Raw genomic sequence first — 15,839 nt, 5'->3', positions numbered from 1 at the left:
GGAGATCAGGAGTGGTTGGCGGCGATCCAGAAGTCGTTCCATTCCGGCAGGGAGTCGTAGTCCTTGTCGAGCATGCCGCGCTCGGCGATGGAGATCTGGTCCCAGATGTCGAGGATGCCGGAGGGCTCATCGGCCGCGGGCTCGATGTCGCTGTTCGAGGAGAACTTGCCGTCCTCGAGCTGCGGCGCGAAGCCCTCCTCGGTGAGGATGTAGTGCAGGAAGAGCTTGGCGGCGTTCGGGCTCTTGGTGCCGTTCGCGATCAGACCGAGCTTGGTGTACGCGAAGCCGGAGTACGGCGCGACGTCCTTGCACAGGCCCATCTTGTAGCCGCTGTCCGCGTTCTCGCGGAACTTGGCGGTGCTCACGAGGCCCATGAACCCCTCGGTCTGGCCGGGGGCGCCGGCAGACTCGGCCGAATCGCTGCCGCTCTTCACAAGCAGCGGCTGGTTCTGCGCGAGGCGCTTGAGGAACTCGGCCGAGGCGCTGTCCTCATCGCTCTTGAACTTCTCGCCGAAGTAGTCCTCGTAGGCGTCCTTCATGACGTCGTCGTGGTTGGCGGCCATCTCGTTGACCCAGTACAGGATCGCCGTCTTCAGGGTCGGGTCCTCCATGACCACGTGCCCGGTCCAGTCCTTGTCGGTGAGCGCCCACAGGTTGTCGACGGGGCAGCCGTCGGGGTACAGCTCGGTGTTGTAGGCCCAGACCATCACGTCCGTCGCGACGACGAGCGGATCCTTGTACTCGGTATCGAGGGAGTCGGCGAGATCCGGCGGCGTCCACGCAGTCGCGATGTCGCGTTCGATGAGCTCGCGCTCGCCGACCGGGGCATCGGCGAGGATGAAGACATCGGTCTGGATGTTGTCGGCCTCGGCTTCGCGGATCGCGATCTCGGTCGCCTCCCCGGCCTTCTGCTTCACACCGGTGGTCTGGATGCCGTACTTCGCCGTGAAGGCGTCGGCGATGTCGGTGATCTTGCCCGTGCTGTCGGAGACCACGAGCGGGCCCTCCTTCTGCGCGGCCTTGATCAGCTTGTCGAGCGTGTAGCCGTCGTCGCTGATGCCCAGTTCGACCTCGGGCTTCGTCGTGTCCTCCTCCGCCTGCGCGCCTCCGGATGAAGGTGCACACGCCATCAGGCCGACGGACAACAGGGCCATCGCGGTCAATGCGGCCGCAGCTCGCACCGACGATCTCTTCGTGAACGTCATCGTTCTCTTTCCTTCGTCTCGGCCGGGAGGATCCCGGCGCCGTTGATCACTTGCTGCTCAATTGCCGAGGCTGATGCGCCAGAAGTCCTGCCAGTCCTGCACCCTGTCGAAGTCGTCCTGCGCGGTCGAGGAATCGAAGACGAGGATCTGATCCCAGACCGATTCGAGTCCGCTCGGCTCACCCGGGGCCATCGGGATCTCGGTGTTCGTCGAGCGCTTGCCGTCCTCCACCTGCGGGGCGATGCCCTCCTGCGTGTACAGGTAGTGGATGAACAGCTTCGCGGCGTTCGGGCTGGCGGTCCCGTTCGCGATGAGCGCGGTCTTCGTGTAGGCGCGGCCGACCCAGGGCTGGAGCCCCGCGCACGTGCCCAGCTTCAAGCCGGCATCGGCGATGCCGCGGAACTTGGCGGTGCTGACGAAGCCCATGAAGGGCTTCTCCTGCCCCGGTGCGCCGACCGATTCGGCCGCCTCGTCGTCGGTGTTCGTCAGCACCGGCGCGTTCTGGGCGAGGCGCTTGACCCACTCTGCCGTCGCGCTGGCCTCGTCGGTCTTCAGCGGCTCCCCGTACTCGTCTTCGTAGGCCTGCGCCATGAGATCGTCGCCGTAGGTCTCGATCTGGTTGAACCAGTACGGGTAGTCGGCCTTCAGCTGAGGGTCCTCGAAGCTGATGCGTCCGTGCCACTCGTCTTCGGTGAGCTGCCAGATGTTGTCCACCGGGCACGTGTCGCCGTACACCTCGGTGTTGTACGCCCACACGTTGGTCTCCTGCGTGACGATGGCCGGATCCTGGAACTGCTTCGGCACGACATCGGCCATGTCTGGTGGGAACCAGGACTGCACGTAGCCACGCGGGATCAGATCTGCGACGGCGGTCTGCACGTCGGGCATCAGGATCAGGTCGTTCTTGACGTTGCCCGCCTCGCCCTCGCGGATCACGACTTCGGCCTCTTCGCCCGCCTTCATCTTCACACCGGTGGCCTGGATGCCGTACTTCTCGGAGAAGGCCTCCGCCATGTCGACGATCTTTCCCGTGGTGTCGAGGATGACGAGCGGCCCCTCCTTCTTCGCCGCAGCGATCAGCGCGTCGAGGCTGTACTCGGAATCCGGGATGCCGAGTTCGACCGCGTCCGCCTCGGGCTTCGGCTTCGGGGCCGACGACGGTGCACAGGCGCTGAGCGCGAGGGCGACCACCGCGGTGCACGCGCCGGCTGTCAGGAGACGGCGACCGACCAGGGTCTTCCGCACGCCGCGCATCAGACCGCCGCCTCTGCGGTGACGAGGGCGCGCTGCGGATTCAGCCGAGTGCCGTCCCCGTCGAACAGATTGAGATCGGCCGGCTGCACCCACAGCCAGCTCTCGTCTCCGACCGAGCAGGTCGGCGCGAGGCTCGTGACCGAGAACACCTTGCGCCCTGCGACGTCGAGTTCGATGATCCAACTGCCGCCGGTCGGCAGGATGCCGGTGATTCGCGCCCGAGCCTTGAAGGCGCCGTCCGGCACGTTCTCCACGGCGCGGGTGACATGCACCGCCTCCGGCCGGATGCCGACGGAACCGAGCCCGTGGAGCTCGCCGTGGCGGTCGGTGATGTACTGCATCGCCCACAGGGCCAGCCCGCCGCTCTCCTCGCGCGCCAGCTCGATGATGTTGATCGGCGGATTGCCGACGAACTCGGCGACGAAGCGGTTGGCCGGGCGCTCGTAGATCTCATCAGGGCTGCCCAGTTGCTGCAGCTGCCCCTCGCTCATGACCGCGATCTGCGTGGCGAGGGTCATGGCCTCCCACTGATCGTGTGTGACGAACACGATGGTCGTCTTGAACTCCTCGTGGATGCGCTTGAGCTCCGCGCGCATCTCGAGCCGCAGTCGTGCGTCGAGGTTCGAGAGCGGCTCGTCGAGCAGCAGCACCTCGGGGTTCACCGCCAGCATCCGCGCCAGGGCGACGCGCTGCTGCTGACCGCCCGACAGCTCGGAGGGGTAGCGCTTGCGGTACTTCGAGATGCCGAGCTTGTCCATGACGTCGCTCGTGCGCTTCTCGCGCTCGGCCCGCGGCACCTTGCGCAGCCGGAGCCCGAAATCGACGTTGTTCTCGATCGAGAGGTGCGGCCACAGGGCGTAGCTCTGGAACACGAGCCCCAGCTCACGCTTCTCCGGCGGCACGTAGATGCCGTCGGGGACCGAGTCGACGACGCGGGATCCGATGCGGATGCTGCCGCCGGTCGGATGCTCGAGGCCGGCGATCATGCGCAGCGTGGTCGTCTTGCCGCAGCCCGAGGGTCCGAGCAGGCACATGAACTCGCCGTCTCGCACCTCCAGGTCGAGGCCCACGACCGCACTGGGCGCGCCGCCGCCGTAGTTCTTCTGCACGCCTTCAAGAGTGATGTTCGGCATCTCAGCCACCCAGCCCTTCTGCCAAGTTGCTCTTCGTGAGCTTCTGTCCAAAGAGGGTTCCGAAGAAGGCGACCGCAGCCACCATCAGAACCACAACATTCGCCGCCTGCTGATATCCGTAATCGACGAGCTGCAGCGAGTAGGTCGTCAGGACGTTGGTGCCGGGGACGGCGAGGATGACCACCAGGCTCAGCCCCTTCACCCCCGAGATGAACGGGAGCAGCACACCGGTGGCGAGAGACCCCTTCTGAATGGGGATCACGATGCGGGTCATCCGCGTCCACCAGCCGGCGCCGGCGACCTGGGCAGCCTCCTCCGGATCCTTGCCGAGCTGCATCATCGCCGAGATCCCCGCCCGGGAGGCGTAGGGCATCTGCTCGGCGATGAAGGCGAGCACCAGGATCGCTGCTGTGCCGTAGAGCGCCGGGACCGGGCCGCGTTGCACCGCGAACAGCGACAGGTAGGCGACCGCGAACGCGATGCCGGGCACCAGGTACGGGAAGAACGTGATCTGCCGCAGCGCGCCGCCCACGAACTTCACCGGGGTGCGCACGACGATGTAGCCGACCAGCAGGCCGAGGACGCCCGAGGTGATGGCGGCGAGTCCGACGATCCACAGCGTGTTCCACGCCGCTGCCCAGAACTCGGGTGTGAGCAGCACTCCCTGCGGGAGTGCGACCGTCTTGAGGTCGTGCCCGATCCAGTAGTCGAGGGTGAAGTTGCTGGGCGAGAAGTCACCCGGCAGACGCATCACGGTCGAGAGGAACAGCGTGAGGAGCGGGATCGCGACGCTGATGGCGAAGACCGCACCGGCTCCGAGAGTAGCCACCCCGCGCCAGCGGCCGAGATCGGAGAGCCGGTTCATGGACCCCTTGGAGCCGACCGTGACGAAGCGCTTGCCCTCTCGGACCAGTCGCGCATCGACCAGGAGCGAGATCACGCCGATCAGGATGATGGCGCCGGCGAGCACCGCGGCCACGCCGGTCTGCCTCGAGGAGATGCTGCGGTAGAGCGAGGTGGAGAGCACCTCGAACTGCACCGGCATGCCCAGCACGTAGGCGACGCCGAACTCGCCGAGGCACTTCGCGAAGATCAGGATGATCGCCGAGATCAGAGACGGTCGCATGAGCGGCAGGATCACGCGCATGGTCACGGTGAACCGTCGGGCGCCGAGCACCCTGGCCGAGTCTTCGAGCTGGGAGTCGAAGCGCCGCAGCGCGTTGCCGAACAGCAGGATGACGAAGGGCGTGTAGTGCAGCGCGAGGACGACCATGATCGGCACCTGGCCGTACGACAGCCAGTCCGGCGGCTCCATGCCCATCGATTCGAGCCAGCCGGGCTGGCCGCCGATCTTGCGGTTCTTGAAGAGGTTCGTCCACGCCAGGGCAAAGGTCCATGCGGGGAGCATGTAGGGCACGATGAGGGCTGTGGCGAACCACCGGCGCCCCCACATGTTCGTGCGACTGAGCAGCCATGCCATGGTGCCGCCGATGAGGACGGCGAACACGATCGCTCCCACCGCGATCATCAGAGTGTTGCCCAGCGGCCGCCAGAAGATGGTCGCCGACAGCGGCGAGGCGAACACGCGCTGGAAGTAGTAGGCGGTGAGCTCGCCGAAGTTCTGCCCCGACCGCGACTCGTCGCCGTACTGCACGAGCACGGCGTCGTTCAGCATGCTGAGGATCGGGACGACGATCAGATACGTGAACAGGGCAAGAGCGAGGATGCCGACGATCGTCGTCGGCTCGCGCAGGGCCACTTTCAGTCGGTAGGCGGCGCCCCTGCCCTGCTTCGGCCGCCGCGGAGGGGCCGCCTGCGCCTCCGCGGGCGCCGGCTCGGTCCGCGGCATGTCGAGAAGAGTCTTGCTCATCGCGTCACGACTCGCCTTCGAGTGTGTGGAGTTCCATCGCACATCCTTATGCTCGGGAAGCGGGGTGTCCCGCCGGCAGCTGATCCGATCAGCTGGAGTTGATTGTCCTGACAATAGCACAACTATCGAATGTGGCGGAACGGGGTCACGGATCCGGCTCCGAGATCCACCCGGAACAGCGACACCCATTCGGGCACGCCCTGCCCCCAGCATCCGCGGGCGAACACCGGGATGCCATCGACGACGAAATCCTCTCGGCGATGCAGATGGCCGTGGAAGCTCGCAAGCGGGCGCAGGTGCCGCAGCACCCGTTCGACCACCTCATCGCCGACGAGCTCGGTCTTGTGCACGAACCCGCTGCCGCTCGGCCAGTCGTGGGCGAGCAGGATGTCGGCGGACTCCCCGCGCATCAGCTCGTCCACCTCGTCCTGCACATAGAAGCCGTGCTCGCGGACGGACTGCAGCGCATCGCGCTCGGCCGCGGTCCGCAGCACCGGCCCAGATGGCCGCCGGATGCCGGACAGGAACGCCACCGTCATCCCCGCGACGTCGACGACGCCGCTGCGCCCGAGGAAGTGCACGTTCTCGGCGATCGGCGCACCCCCGCGCACGAGACCGCCGTTCCGATCGAGCGAGCGCCACGGCTCGTGATTGCCGCCGATGAAGTACATCGGCACAGGCAGCACGATCTCCCCCGCCACCACGCGATGGAAGTCCCCGAGCCGGTGCCGGTCGGGTTTCGCGTGCACCTCGGCGAGCTGCCCCTCGTCGACCGTGGCCTCCGCATCGCCGATCTGCAGCACGGCATCCAGTCGCTCACCGGGCCCCAGGAAGCCCCGCGCGATCTCCAGTTGCGCGACGAGCTCCTCCCATCGACCGTGCACGTCGCCCACGACCGCGATGATCTTCTCACCCTCACCCATTCGTCCTCCTCGACAGCTCTGGTGCGGCGGCACCCTTGAGTTCGACCGCCATCCGGAGTTACTATGACACAATGTCCTTACATTTCATGGCGAGCGAGGTCTTCCCGCTCGTCGCCCCCGATGAACTCGAGGTCGGCATCCGCATCCTGTTCAGCCTGGTGCTGGGCGCGTGCGTCGGACTCGAGCGGCAATGGCGGGCGGGACTCGCGGGCCTGCGCACGAACGCCCTGGTCTCGGTCGGCGCCGCACTGTTCGTCGTGATGGGCGCCTACGCCTTCAACCCCGATGGCAGCGCCGACCCGACACGGGTCGCCGCCCAGGTCGTCTCCGGCATCGGCTTCCTCGGCGCGGGTGTGATGATCCGTGAGGGCCTGAACATCCGCGGCCTGAACACCGCAGCCACACTGTGGTGCTCAGCGGCGATCGGATGCCTGGCCGGAACCGGCATGTACTTCATCGCGATCACCGGCACCGCACTGATCGTGCTCGCCAACATCTTCCTGCGCCCGCTGGGGCGCGCGGTCAATCGGCGCAGCGGCCGCCAGCCCGCCGCCGCTCAGTCGACGATCGATCCGTCGAGCTTCGCCTTCGAGGTGATGACGAACGACAAGGCCGAGCCCCGCGTCCGGGCCCTGCTGCTGCAGACGCTCAGCCGTCCCGAATACCACCTCAAGTCCGTGACCACCTCGCACACCAAGCAGGGCAACGTCGCACTGCTCGCCGAGCTGAACTCCACGCATCTCGACCCCGCTCCGCTCGAGCGGGCGGTGAGCAGGCTGACACTCGATCCCAAGGTGACGTCAGCGCGCTGGTGGCTCGATGAGACCGAGAAGGAAGACGACGAGGACGAGTTCTGACCAGCCGCGACGGCTCGAAGGGCGCTCTGCGTCCCTGGCACTTCATCCTCGCCTTCGGAGTCGTCAGCCTCCTGGCCGACATGGTCTACGAGGGCGCGCGCAGCATCATCGGGCCCTACCTCGCGACGCTCGGCGCGTCGGCCGCCGTGGTCGGCATCGTCGCCGGCGTGGGCGAGTTCATCGGCTACGGGCTCCGGGTCGTGACCGGGTACGCCGTGCAGCGCACGCGACGCTACTGGACCTGGACGATCCTGGGGTACGCCCTCACCGTGCTCAGCGTGCCGCTCATCGGGGCGACCGGCGCGCTCGCACCCGCACTGCTGCTGTACGCCACGGAGCGGCTGGGCAAGGCAGTGCGGTCGCCAGCGAAGGACACGCTCCTCTCCTACGCCTCGGCGCAGACCGGACGGGGCAGCGCGTTCGGCGTGCATCAGGCACTCGACCAGACCGGTGCGGTGCTCGGGCCGCTGCTGCTCGCGGCTGTGCTCGGCTGGCGCGACGGCGACTACCCACTGGCCTTCGGCGTTCTGGCGATCCCGGGAGTGCTCGTGATCGCGCTGCTCCTGTGGCTGCGCCACCGGGTCCCCGACCCTGTGCTCTACGAGCAGCCGGGTTCGGTCGGCGTCTCCCAGGCGGAGCAGGCAGAGCAGGCGGAGCAGGCGGAGCAGGCGGAGCAGGCGGAGCAGGCGGATGCCGTCGCGCCCGCCTCTCGACGGCTCCCCCCGCGCTTCTGGCTCTACGCGGCGACGCTCGCGGTGCTGTCGTGCGGCGTCGCGTCGTTCCCCCTGCTCGCGTTCCACGCGCAGACCACAGGGCTGCTCTCGGATGCGCAGGTGCCGATCCTGTTCGCGGTGGCGATGTTCGTCGACGGGGCGAGCGGTCTCGTGATGGGCCGGCTCTACGACCGTCTCGGCCCCGCCGTGCTGCTCGCCGTGCCCGTCGCTGCCGCGGCATCCGTCCTGTCCTTCGCACCCGACGCGACGCTCGTGTGGTTCGGCGTCGCGATCTGGGGTGTCGTGAACGGCGTGCTGGACTCGACCGCGAAGGCCGTCGTGACCCTTCTCGTGCCGAGCGGCGCTCGAGCGATCGCGTTCGGCTGGCTCGCGCTCGCCCGCGGTGCCGGACTGCTGATCGCGGGCGCGATCCTGGGCGTCGCCTACGACCTCGGCATCGCATACGCCGTCGGGGCCGTGCTGGTCGCGAACGCCCTGGCGCTCGTCGGGCTCATCGCCGTGCTCCGGGGCATGACATACGTCCTGCAGCAAGAGTGAACCCGCCTGTGACGCATGCACGGCGTGCGGACTGCTGTCGAGGCCGTTGAGTGGTCGCGGCGGCGACGCACCCGCGACCCCTCCGCTAGATGAGTTCCGCCCGTTGAGCGAGCGGAGCGAGACGAAACGCGTCACTCACGCCGGTCGTCGAGCGAGCGCAGCGAGACGCAGTGCGTTACTCACGCCGGTCGTTGAGCGAGCGCAGCGAGACGAAACGCGGTGAGGTTCCGGGCGGGGTGAGCGCGCGCAGCGAACACGTCGCTCTCTCCCTTTTCCCGGTCGTTGAGCGAACGGAGCGAGACGAAACGCGTCACTCGTCTGTTCGGCGTCGGTCAGCCGCGCCGGTCAGGTGCGCAGCACGGTGCGCCGGCGTGCGGGTTGCGGGATGGACAGTCGTGGGGTGCGCCAGTGCTGTGCGGGGTCCCACCAGGCGGGTCCGCGGATCTGGGGGAGCCCGTCGTTCATGCGGATCTCCCACCCGGAGTGGTCGAGGGACCGGTGGTGCCACCAGCACAACGGGACTCCGTTGTCGGTGTGCGTGGGGCCGCCGCGGGCGTGTTCGGTGACGTGGTGGATCTCGCACCAGGAGGCCGGGACATGGCACCCCGGGATCAGGCATTCCCGGTCGCGGGCGACGATGGCCCGCCGCTGGTGGACGGTGAACACCCGATCCGTTACCGTGATCCCGATGATCCGGCCTTCATCGAACAGGACCCGCTGGATCGCCCCGGTGCAGGCGGTGTGCGCGGCGACCGACAGCGGCACCGGTGTCCCGGATCCGGCGAGGCTCGCCCACCCGGTTCCTGCGGCGAGATCCTTCGCGTCCACATGCACGACCAGCGTCGGCGCCGCCCCACCCAGCGCGGGCATGTCGTCATGCCGCGCCGCGATCCCTAACGCCGCGGCGAGGGCGTCGTGGCGTTTCTGGGCGGGCGTGCGCGGGTCGATCACATTCCGCGGATCACTGTTGAACACGTCATCCACGTCGCCCTCGGTCGCGTCGGTCTCAGTGAACGCGACGCCGGGGCGCGGGTGCGCCGCCGACTTTCGGGTTGTTGAACGCGTCGAAGATCTGCTGCAACTGCGCCGCGACCTCGGGGGTGATGTTCCCGACGAGGCGATGCACGCCCTTCTGCAACCGCCCGAGGTTCAGAAACCGCCCCTGCTGCGCATCCCGGTCCGTGGGCTCCGCCCCATCCGGGTCGAGGACCATCGCCAGCGTCGCCGCGAGCTGCCGCAGATCATCCGCCGTCGCCGGCGGACCCGCGGCCCCACCAGGAGCACCGCCCGCGCCCGCGCCCGCGCCCGCATCCGCGCCCGCATCGCTGATGCCGCCGCCCCCGTCACCAGCAGACCGCACGTCACCCGCGTCGCCCGCTGCGTCCGTATCGTCGGCGGCGGTGCCGGTGTCACCTGCGGCACCGGCATCCGCATCGCCGGAATCCGCATCTTCGGCGTCCGCATCGCGGAGCCCGCGGGCATACTGTGCGAGGAGTTCGTCTGCCCAAAGCCTCTCCTGCACCCCGACCCGGCCACGGGCGTACTCGATCGGCGCAGTCGCCGCGAGCAACCCCGGGATGCCAACTGCCCCGTCCAGCAGCGCCTCCCGCAGCGCCGGCCACCGGGCCGGGAGACGCTCCCCCGACACGATGTTCACGTCCCGGTTCACCAGGCCGGCGGCTTTCACGATCTTCGACGCCGCCGGCGCGTCGGTCAGCAGGGCCCGCTGCAGCAGCTCGTTCATGCCCCGGCATCCGAACCGGTGCCCGAACTCCACATCCGCCGTCGCCACCGCCTCCACGATTCCGGCGTCGGCCAGACGGCACACCTCCCCGAACCCGCGCAGCGCCTCCGTCCGCTCCGCATCCGACAGCCCCGCGAGGGCGTCGTCGGACAGCACCGCACGCAGGTCGGACGCGACCCGGGCGAGAGCGGAAACCGTGCTGTTCATACCTCCAGTATGAACAGGGCCACCGACATTACGACCCCTGAAACGGGCCGATCAGAGAACTTTTCCCGCCCATTTCACCGACACCCCTACTGGCCGACACCAGCCCCGCACTCCGGTCGCGATTCATGCCGCCGAAACCGACCGCAACCGACACCAAACGCGACCGGAACGGGCACCCGAGGACGAAACCGGATTGATCACGAACGTGTCGTGAGCTCACGACGTTTCGTCTCGCTCCGCTCGCTCAACGACCACGGGCAGGAATCCAGCACGTTTCGTCTCGCTCCGCTCGCTCAACGACCAGTGCGACTGCGTTTCGTCTCGCTGCGCTCGCTCAACGACCGGAGCGGTCGCCAGGCGTTTCGTCTCGCTCCGCTCGCTCAACGACCACGGGCAGGAACCCACGACGTTTCGTCTCGCTCCGCTCGCTCAACGACCAGAACACACGCCCCCGCTCAACGACCACGGGCAGAATCCAGCACGTTTCGTCTCGTCGCTGGCGCTCCTCGCTCAACAGCCGAGGGGCAGAGCGATCGCTCAGGCCGTGAGGTCCACAGCCACGACGGTGCGCTCGGACGCGGAGCGCTGCGCGGCATCTGCCAGCACCAGAGCTGCCCGGCCGTCTTCGAAGCTCGGAGACGTCGATGCCTCGCCCCGCGCGAGCTTCACGAACTCGCGCAGCTCGTCGACGTACGCCCGCGCGTAGCGCTCGAGGAAGAAGTCCTGATACGGCGGCTTCGCCTCGACGGCATCGGCCGTCGACAGGCTCACCAGGCTCGTCGGCGCGTTCGCGACCGACAGCGACCCGGCCGGGCCGAACGCCTCGAGCCGCTGGTCATACCCGACCGCGCTGTGCCGTGAGTTGATGATCGTGACGAGCGCACCGGATGCCGCACGCAGGGTGACCACGGCGGTGTCGAAGTCGCCGTGCTCGCGCGCGCCGTCGTCGAACGCGGCCGTGCCGGTGGCCGACACCTCGACGATGTCGGGGAGGAAGAAGCGCGCCATGTCGAAGTCGTGGATGGTCATGTCGCGGAAGATGCCACCGGACACTGCGATGTACGCGGCCGGCGGGGCGGCCGGGTCGCGGCTCATGATCGTGAGCTGCTCGAGTCCGCCGACCTCTCCGGCGGCTACCCGCGCCCGCACACTCGCGAAGGCCGGGTCGAAGCGCCGGTTGAACCCGAGCGCGACCGGCACACCGCCGGTGCGCACGGTCTCGCGCAGCGCATCCACGCGCGCGATGTCGAGATCGATCGGCTTCTCGCACAGCACGGGCAGGCCGAGTTCCACCGAGCGCGCGATGAGGTCGACATGCGTCGGTGTCGGGGAGGCGACCAGCACCGCGTCGATCTCGCCCGAGGTCAGCAGCTCCTCCGCGTCGTCCGTGACGGTGCCGCCGAAGCGGGCCGCCACCCGGCGGGCCCCGTCGACGAAGGGGTCCGCGATCCAGGCGAGGCTGGTCTCGTCGCCGCCTGCGATGTTCGCGGCATGCACCTGGCCGATGCGGCCCGTGCCGATGAGTCCGAAGCGAAGAGTCATTCGGGTGTTCTGCTTTCTGCGAGTACGAGTACGAGTGAGAGTGAGAGTTGTCCGGATGTTCAGAGCCAGGCGCGCAGCGCTTCCCGGTTGACGCGCTGATCCGCCGTGCGCTCCTGGAGGAAGCGGCCGATGGCGACATCGGGCCCGTTCAGCACGTCCTGTTCGACGACGACCCAGCCGTCGAAGCCTGTCTGGACCATCAGGTCCATCACTGCGGACAGGTCGACGTCGCCCTGCCCGAAGGCCACGAACGCCCCGCCCGCCCAGACCTCGGCCATGCCGCCGCCGGCGGCGAGGATCTCCGCCACGCGAGTGCGATCGACGTCCTTGAGATGCAGGTGGTTGATGCGAGATCCCCAGCGGCGCGCGGCGTCCAGCGGATCGCCGCCCGCTAGTACGAGGTGCCCCACGTCGAACGTGAGCCCGACGTCGCTGTGCGCGAGGAACGCGTCGATCTCCTGGGGCGATTCCACGAAGGTGCCGGCGTGATGATGGAAGGTCGGCTCGAAGCCCGCAGCGCGGACGATTCCGGCCGCCCGCTCGACGTTGCGATACAGCCGGTCGGCGACGGATGCCGCGAGCGGATCGACCGCAGCCCCCCGGCCAGGTGCGGCGGACCGCGCCGTCGATCCGGCATCGGCGAGGGTCGGCAGCGGAAGCAGCGACGGCCCTGCGTCGGCCGCGTCGCCGAAGATCCGCAGCGCCTCGTCGAGTTCGCCCAGCGATGCCTCGAACGCCTCGTCATCGGTGAACGGCAGCTGCACCCAGCCGCCGGCGAGCTCGAGCTCGAACCGGGCCAGGCGGTCGCGCAGCTCGGCGCCGCGCCCGAGGAACCCGGCGGGTCCGAGGTCGATGCCGCGGTACCCGGACTCCTGGAGAGCCTCGGCCATCGCGTCCGGCGACACCGTCTGCGCACCCTCGGGCGTCAGTTCGAAGACGCCGAAGCTGACCGGCGCCCCGGCCACCGCGCCGTTCACGAGCGCACCTCCGGAGCGCTCGACCCGAGCAGCGGCCGCTGCGCTGCGACCTGCTCGAGATAGGCCGCGCGCGCCGCGCGTGTGCTCTCGAGGTCGGACACCTCGGCGACCGGCACGTCCCACCAGCCCTCCCCGTCGGGCGCGTAGCGCAGCGGATCGCTGTTGATGTGGATGAAGGTGGACCGGGTGGATGCCTTCGCCTGAGCGATCGCCGCACCGAGGTCGCGGATCGCGGTCGGGCTCGGCGCGACCTCGATCACGTCGAGTCCGTAGCTGCGGGCGTTCATCGCGAGGTCGACCGGCAGCACCTGATCGCCCTGGAAGTTCGCGGCCTGGGGGTCGTAGGCGCGGTACTTCGTGCCGAAGCGGCCGGAGCCGACCGTCTCGGACAGATGCCCGATCGAGGCGAACCCGTGGTTCTGCACGAGGATCACGATGATCTTGATGCCCTCGGCGACCGCGGTGACCAGCTCGCTGTTCAGCATGAGATACGAGCCGTCGCCGACCATGACGATCACGTCGCGTTCGTCGCCGTCGGCGAGCAGGCCGCGCTTGGCGCCGAGGCCGCCCGCGATCTCGTAACCCATGCACGAGAACGCGTACTCGACGTGATATCCGAGCGGATCGCGCACGCGCCACAGCTTGTGGAGATCGCCGGGAAGCGAGCCTGCGGCTTGCACGATCACGTCTTCCGGGGCGCTGGCCGCCTGCACGGCGCCGACGATCTCGGCCTGACCGGGCAGCGCGAGCCCCGACGGAGAGAAGGCGCCGTCGACGACGGCGTCCCACTCCGCCTTCTCGCGCGCGACGCGCTCGGCGTGCTCGGCATCCACCCGCCACCCGGCGAGCGCGTCGTGCAGCGCGACGATCGCCTCGCGCGCGTCGGCGATCACCGCGAGCTGCGTGCCGTGCTTGTACGCGTCGAACGAGGCGACGTTGATGTTCACGAACGCGACGTCGGGGTGCTGGAAAGCGGTGCGGGATCCGGTCGAGAAGTCGCTGTACCGGGTGCCGATGCCGATCACGACATCGGCCTGCGCGGCCAGCCGGTTCGCGGCCGTGCTGCCGGTCGCGCCCACGCCGCCCACGTACTGCGAGTGGTCCCAGTCGAGCACGCCGCCGCCCGCCTGCGTGGTCGCGACGGGGATGCCGGTGGCCTCGGCGAACCGGCGCAGCTGCTGCTCGGCGTCCGAGTACAGCACGCCGCCGCCGGCGACGATGAGCGGATGCCGCGCCGCGCGGATCGCGGCCGTCGCACGAGCGAGGGGGCCGGCCTCGGGCAGCGGGCGGCGCAGGTGCCACTCGCGATCCTGCAGGAACTCGACCGGCACGTCGAGGGCCTCGGCCTGCACGTCTTCGGGCAGAGCGATCGTCACAGCGCCGGTCTCAGCGGGGTCGGTGAGCACGCGCATCGCCCCCAGGGCGATCGAGTAGAGCTGCTCCGGACGCTGCACGCGGTCGAAGAAGCGCGACACCGGGCGGAAGGCGTCGGTGACCTGCATGCCGGGATCGTGCGGATGCTCGAGCTGCTGCAGCACCGGGTCGGCCACGCGCGTCGCGAAGGTGTCGCTCGGCAGCAGCAGCGCCGGCAGCCGGTTGGAGGTCGCGAGAGCTGCTCCCGTGATCATGTTGGCGGCCCCCGGACCCACGGAAGCCGTGGCCGCGAAGGTGCCCCGGCGGCGGTGCATGCGCGCGTAGCCGACGGCCTGATGCACCATCGCCTGCTCGTTCCGGGCCTGGTGATACGGCATCAGCGCGGGCTCCGAGGCGTTGAGCTGCGCGAGTGCCTGACCGAGTCCGGCGACGTTGCCATGTCCGAAGATGCCGAAGGTGCCGGCGATCGTGCGCTCCCGGCGCTCGCCGTCGACCGTCCACTGGTGCGCCAGGAACTCGACGAGCGCCTGTCCGACCGTCATCCGTCTCGTGGTGGTCATCGCTGTCGTCCTTCTGCGTCGTCGCGGTAGGGAAGTCTGCTGTCGAACTCCTGGCCCTCCCAGGAGTCGCGGACCCACGCGTGCGCGGGGTCGTCGCTGATGAGCCACGCCCGCTCGGGGTCGGGCCCGGCCATCACGTTCAGGTAATACAGGTCGTAGCCGGGAGCCGCGACCGCGGGTCCGTGGTAACCGTACGGCACCAGGGCGACGTCGCCGGTGCGCACCGTGGCGTCGATCTCGATCTCGCCCGCGGGCGAGGAGTACGTCGAGAACATGCCGAACGCGGCATCCGCCTCTCCTCCGCTCGCCCCACGGGTGAGCGCGGTCTCGAAGTAGTAGATCTCCTCGAGCCGCGACTCGTGCCCCGGGACGCTCTCGTCGTGCTTGTGCGGCGGGTACGACGACCAGTTCTCGGCCGGTGTCACGACCTCGCACACCATCAGCTTGACGGCGTCGAGCGTCGCCGGGGTGCCGAAGTTGTGCACCTGACGGCTCGAACGCCCGGCTCCCCGGAGCTCGACCGGTGTGTCGGCCGCGGGGATGTACTGCCACTCGCGCCTCTCGTCGGTCGGCGCCTCGGCGACGGCGATGCGTCCCGTCCCCCGCACCTCGGCGGTGGTCCCCGCGGGCAGGTACAGTACGTCGGTCGGCCCGTGGAACACCGATCGACGGCCGTGGAGCCGGGTCTCCCACTCCCCCGGATGATGCCGATGCACCACCGTGAACGACCCGGCGAGCGGGACGACGAGCCGTTCCACACCCGGCTCTGCGAGCTCGAGCACGCCGGTGTCGTCGATCTCGGCGATGCGGATGCCGGTGTGCACCCACCCCGGGATCGACGCGTCGACGACGCTCTCCCATCCCTCGCGGGAGAGCGAGCCCCTGCGGTGGAACCAGCGCTGGTCGTTCGTGCTCATGGCCC

13 protein-coding genes are annotated in these 15,839 nt (G+C 69.0%); 2 read left to right on the top strand and 11 right to left on the bottom strand.

Annotation, left to right across the window (positions count from 1 at the left end; translation table 11 throughout):
- Positions 1–5 precede the first annotated feature (5 nt).
- From RS84_RS04430 to RS84_RS04410, 5 genes are all read right to left on the bottom strand, one after another.
- On the bottom strand, positions 6–1,205 hold the full coding sequence (locus tag RS84_RS04430) for an ABC transporter substrate-binding protein (protein WP_045256546.1): 1,200 nt from the start codon (positions 1,203–1,205) through the stop codon (positions 6–8).
- Between the two features lie 57 nt (positions 1,206–1,262).
- On the bottom strand, positions 1,263–2,459 hold the full coding sequence (locus RS84_RS04425; RefSeq protein WP_052676210.1) for an ABC transporter substrate-binding protein: 1,197 nt from the start codon (positions 2,457–2,459) through the stop codon (positions 1,263–1,265).
- Positions 2,459–3,592 carry an ABC transporter ATP-binding protein gene (locus tag RS84_RS04420; protein WP_045256545.1) on the bottom strand — a complete coding sequence of 378 codons (1,134 nt, stop codon included), beginning with the start codon at positions 3,590–3,592 and terminating at the stop codon, positions 2,459–2,461. Before RS84_RS04420 ends, RS84_RS04425 begins: the two co-directional genes overlap by 1 nt.
- Before the next feature lies 1 nt (position 3,593).
- Positions 3,594–5,462 carry an ABC transporter permease gene (locus RS84_RS04415; protein WP_200891970.1) on the bottom strand — a complete coding sequence of 623 codons (1,869 nt, stop codon included), beginning with the start codon at positions 5,460–5,462 and terminating at the stop codon, positions 3,594–3,596.
- Positions 5,463–5,584: 122 nt separating this feature from the next.
- Positions 5,585–6,385 carry a metallophosphoesterase gene (locus RS84_RS04410; RefSeq protein WP_045256544.1) on the bottom strand — a complete coding sequence of 267 codons (801 nt, stop codon included), beginning with the start codon at positions 6,383–6,385 and terminating at the stop codon, positions 5,585–5,587.
- Between the two features lie 71 nt (positions 6,386–6,456).
- On the opposite strand from RS84_RS04410, the gene RS84_RS04405 reads away from it, so the two are divergent.
- Both RS84_RS04405 and RS84_RS04400 read left to right on the top strand, forming a co-directional pair.
- On the top strand, positions 6,457–7,242 hold the full coding sequence (locus RS84_RS04405) for an MgtC/SapB family protein (protein ID WP_235281383.1): 786 nt from the start codon (positions 6,457–6,459) through the stop codon (positions 7,240–7,242).
- Positions 7,239–8,513 carry an MFS transporter gene (locus RS84_RS04400; protein WP_045256542.1) on the top strand — a complete coding sequence of 425 codons (1,275 nt, stop codon included), beginning with the start codon at positions 7,239–7,241 and terminating at the stop codon, positions 8,511–8,513. The genes RS84_RS04405 and RS84_RS04400 overlap by 4 nt, the downstream gene beginning before the upstream one ends.
- Before the next feature lie 345 nt (positions 8,514–8,858).
- Here RS84_RS04400 and RS84_RS04395 read toward each other — a convergent pair whose 3' ends face one another.
- From RS84_RS04395 to iolB, 6 genes are all read right to left on the bottom strand, one after another.
- Positions 8,859–9,497 carry an HNH endonuclease signature motif containing protein gene (locus RS84_RS04395; RefSeq protein WP_045256541.1) on the bottom strand — a complete coding sequence of 213 codons (639 nt, stop codon included), beginning with the start codon at positions 9,495–9,497 and terminating at the stop codon, positions 8,859–8,861.
- Between the two features lie 22 nt (positions 9,498–9,519).
- Positions 9,520–10,464 (bottom strand): DUF222 domain-containing protein, encoded by a 945-nt coding sequence (locus RS84_RS19685; RefSeq protein WP_045256540.1) that lies wholly within the window; start codon positions 10,462–10,464, stop codon positions 9,520–9,522.
- A gap of 537 nt (positions 10,465–11,001) precedes the next feature.
- Complete coding sequence (iolG, locus tag RS84_RS04385) at positions 11,002–12,006, bottom strand: inositol 2-dehydrogenase (RefSeq protein ID WP_045256539.1); 1,005 nt, start codon at positions 12,004–12,006, stop codon at positions 11,002–11,004.
- Positions 12,007–12,065: 59 nt separating this feature from the next.
- Positions 12,066–12,983, bottom strand: a complete 918-nt coding sequence (locus tag RS84_RS04380; protein WP_045256538.1) for a sugar phosphate isomerase/epimerase family protein — start codon at positions 12,981–12,983, stop codon at positions 12,066–12,068.
- Positions 12,980–14,917, bottom strand: a complete 1,938-nt coding sequence (gene iolD, locus RS84_RS04375; RefSeq protein ID WP_045256537.1) for a 3D-(3,5/4)-trihydroxycyclohexane-1,2-dione acylhydrolase (decyclizing) — start codon at positions 14,915–14,917, stop codon at positions 12,980–12,982. The genes RS84_RS04380 and iolD overlap by 4 nt, the downstream gene beginning before the upstream one ends.
- Positions 14,914–15,834: a 5-deoxy-glucuronate isomerase gene (gene iolB / locus RS84_RS04370; RefSeq protein WP_045256536.1), complete on the bottom strand. Its 921-nt coding sequence runs from the start codon at positions 15,832–15,834 to the stop codon at positions 14,914–14,916. The genes iolD and iolB overlap by 4 nt, the downstream gene beginning before the upstream one ends.
- Positions 15,835–15,839 lie beyond the last annotated feature (5 nt).

The organism is Microbacterium hydrocarbonoxydans (assembly GCF_000956475.1).
Classification (GTDB): Bacteria; Actinomycetota; Actinomycetes; order Actinomycetales; family Microbacteriaceae; genus Microbacterium; species Microbacterium hydrocarbonoxydans_A.
This window is presented reverse-complemented; position numbering and strand designations above follow the sequence as displayed.

Coding starts and splice junctions, on each gene's coding strand:
- RS84_RS04410 (WP_045256544.1), bottom strand. CDS start 6,385: ATGGGTGAGGGTGAGAAGATCATCGCGGTCGTGGGCGACGTGCACGGT.
- iolD (WP_045256537.1), bottom strand. CDS start 14,917: ATGACCACCACGAGACGGATGACGGTCGGACAGGCGCTCGTCGAGTTC.
- RS84_RS04415 (WP_200891970.1), bottom strand. CDS start 5,462: ATGAGCAAGACTCTTCTCGACATGCCGCGGACCGAGCCGGCGCCCGCG.
- RS84_RS04430 (WP_045256546.1), bottom strand. CDS start 1,205: ATGACGTTCACGAAGAGATCGTCGGTGCGAGCTGCGGCCGCATTGACC.
- iolG (WP_045256539.1), bottom strand. CDS start 12,006: ATGACTCTTCGCTTCGGACTCATCGGCACGGGCCGCATCGGCCAGGTG.
- RS84_RS04425 (WP_052676210.1), bottom strand. CDS start 2,459: ATGCGCGGCGTGCGGAAGACCCTGGTCGGTCGCCGTCTCCTGACAGCC.
- RS84_RS19685 (WP_045256540.1), bottom strand. CDS start 10,464: ATGAACAGCACGGTTTCCGCTCTCGCCCGGGTCGCGTCCGACCTGCGT.
- RS84_RS04420 (WP_045256545.1), bottom strand. CDS start 3,592: ATGCCGAACATCACTCTTGAAGGCGTGCAGAAGAACTACGGCGGCGGC.
- RS84_RS04405 (WP_235281383.1), top strand. CDS start 6,457: ATGTCCTTACATTTCATGGCGAGCGAGGTCTTCCCGCTCGTCGCCCCC.
- iolB (WP_045256536.1), bottom strand. CDS start 15,834: ATGAGCACGAACGACCAGCGCTGGTTCCACCGCAGGGGCTCGCTCTCC.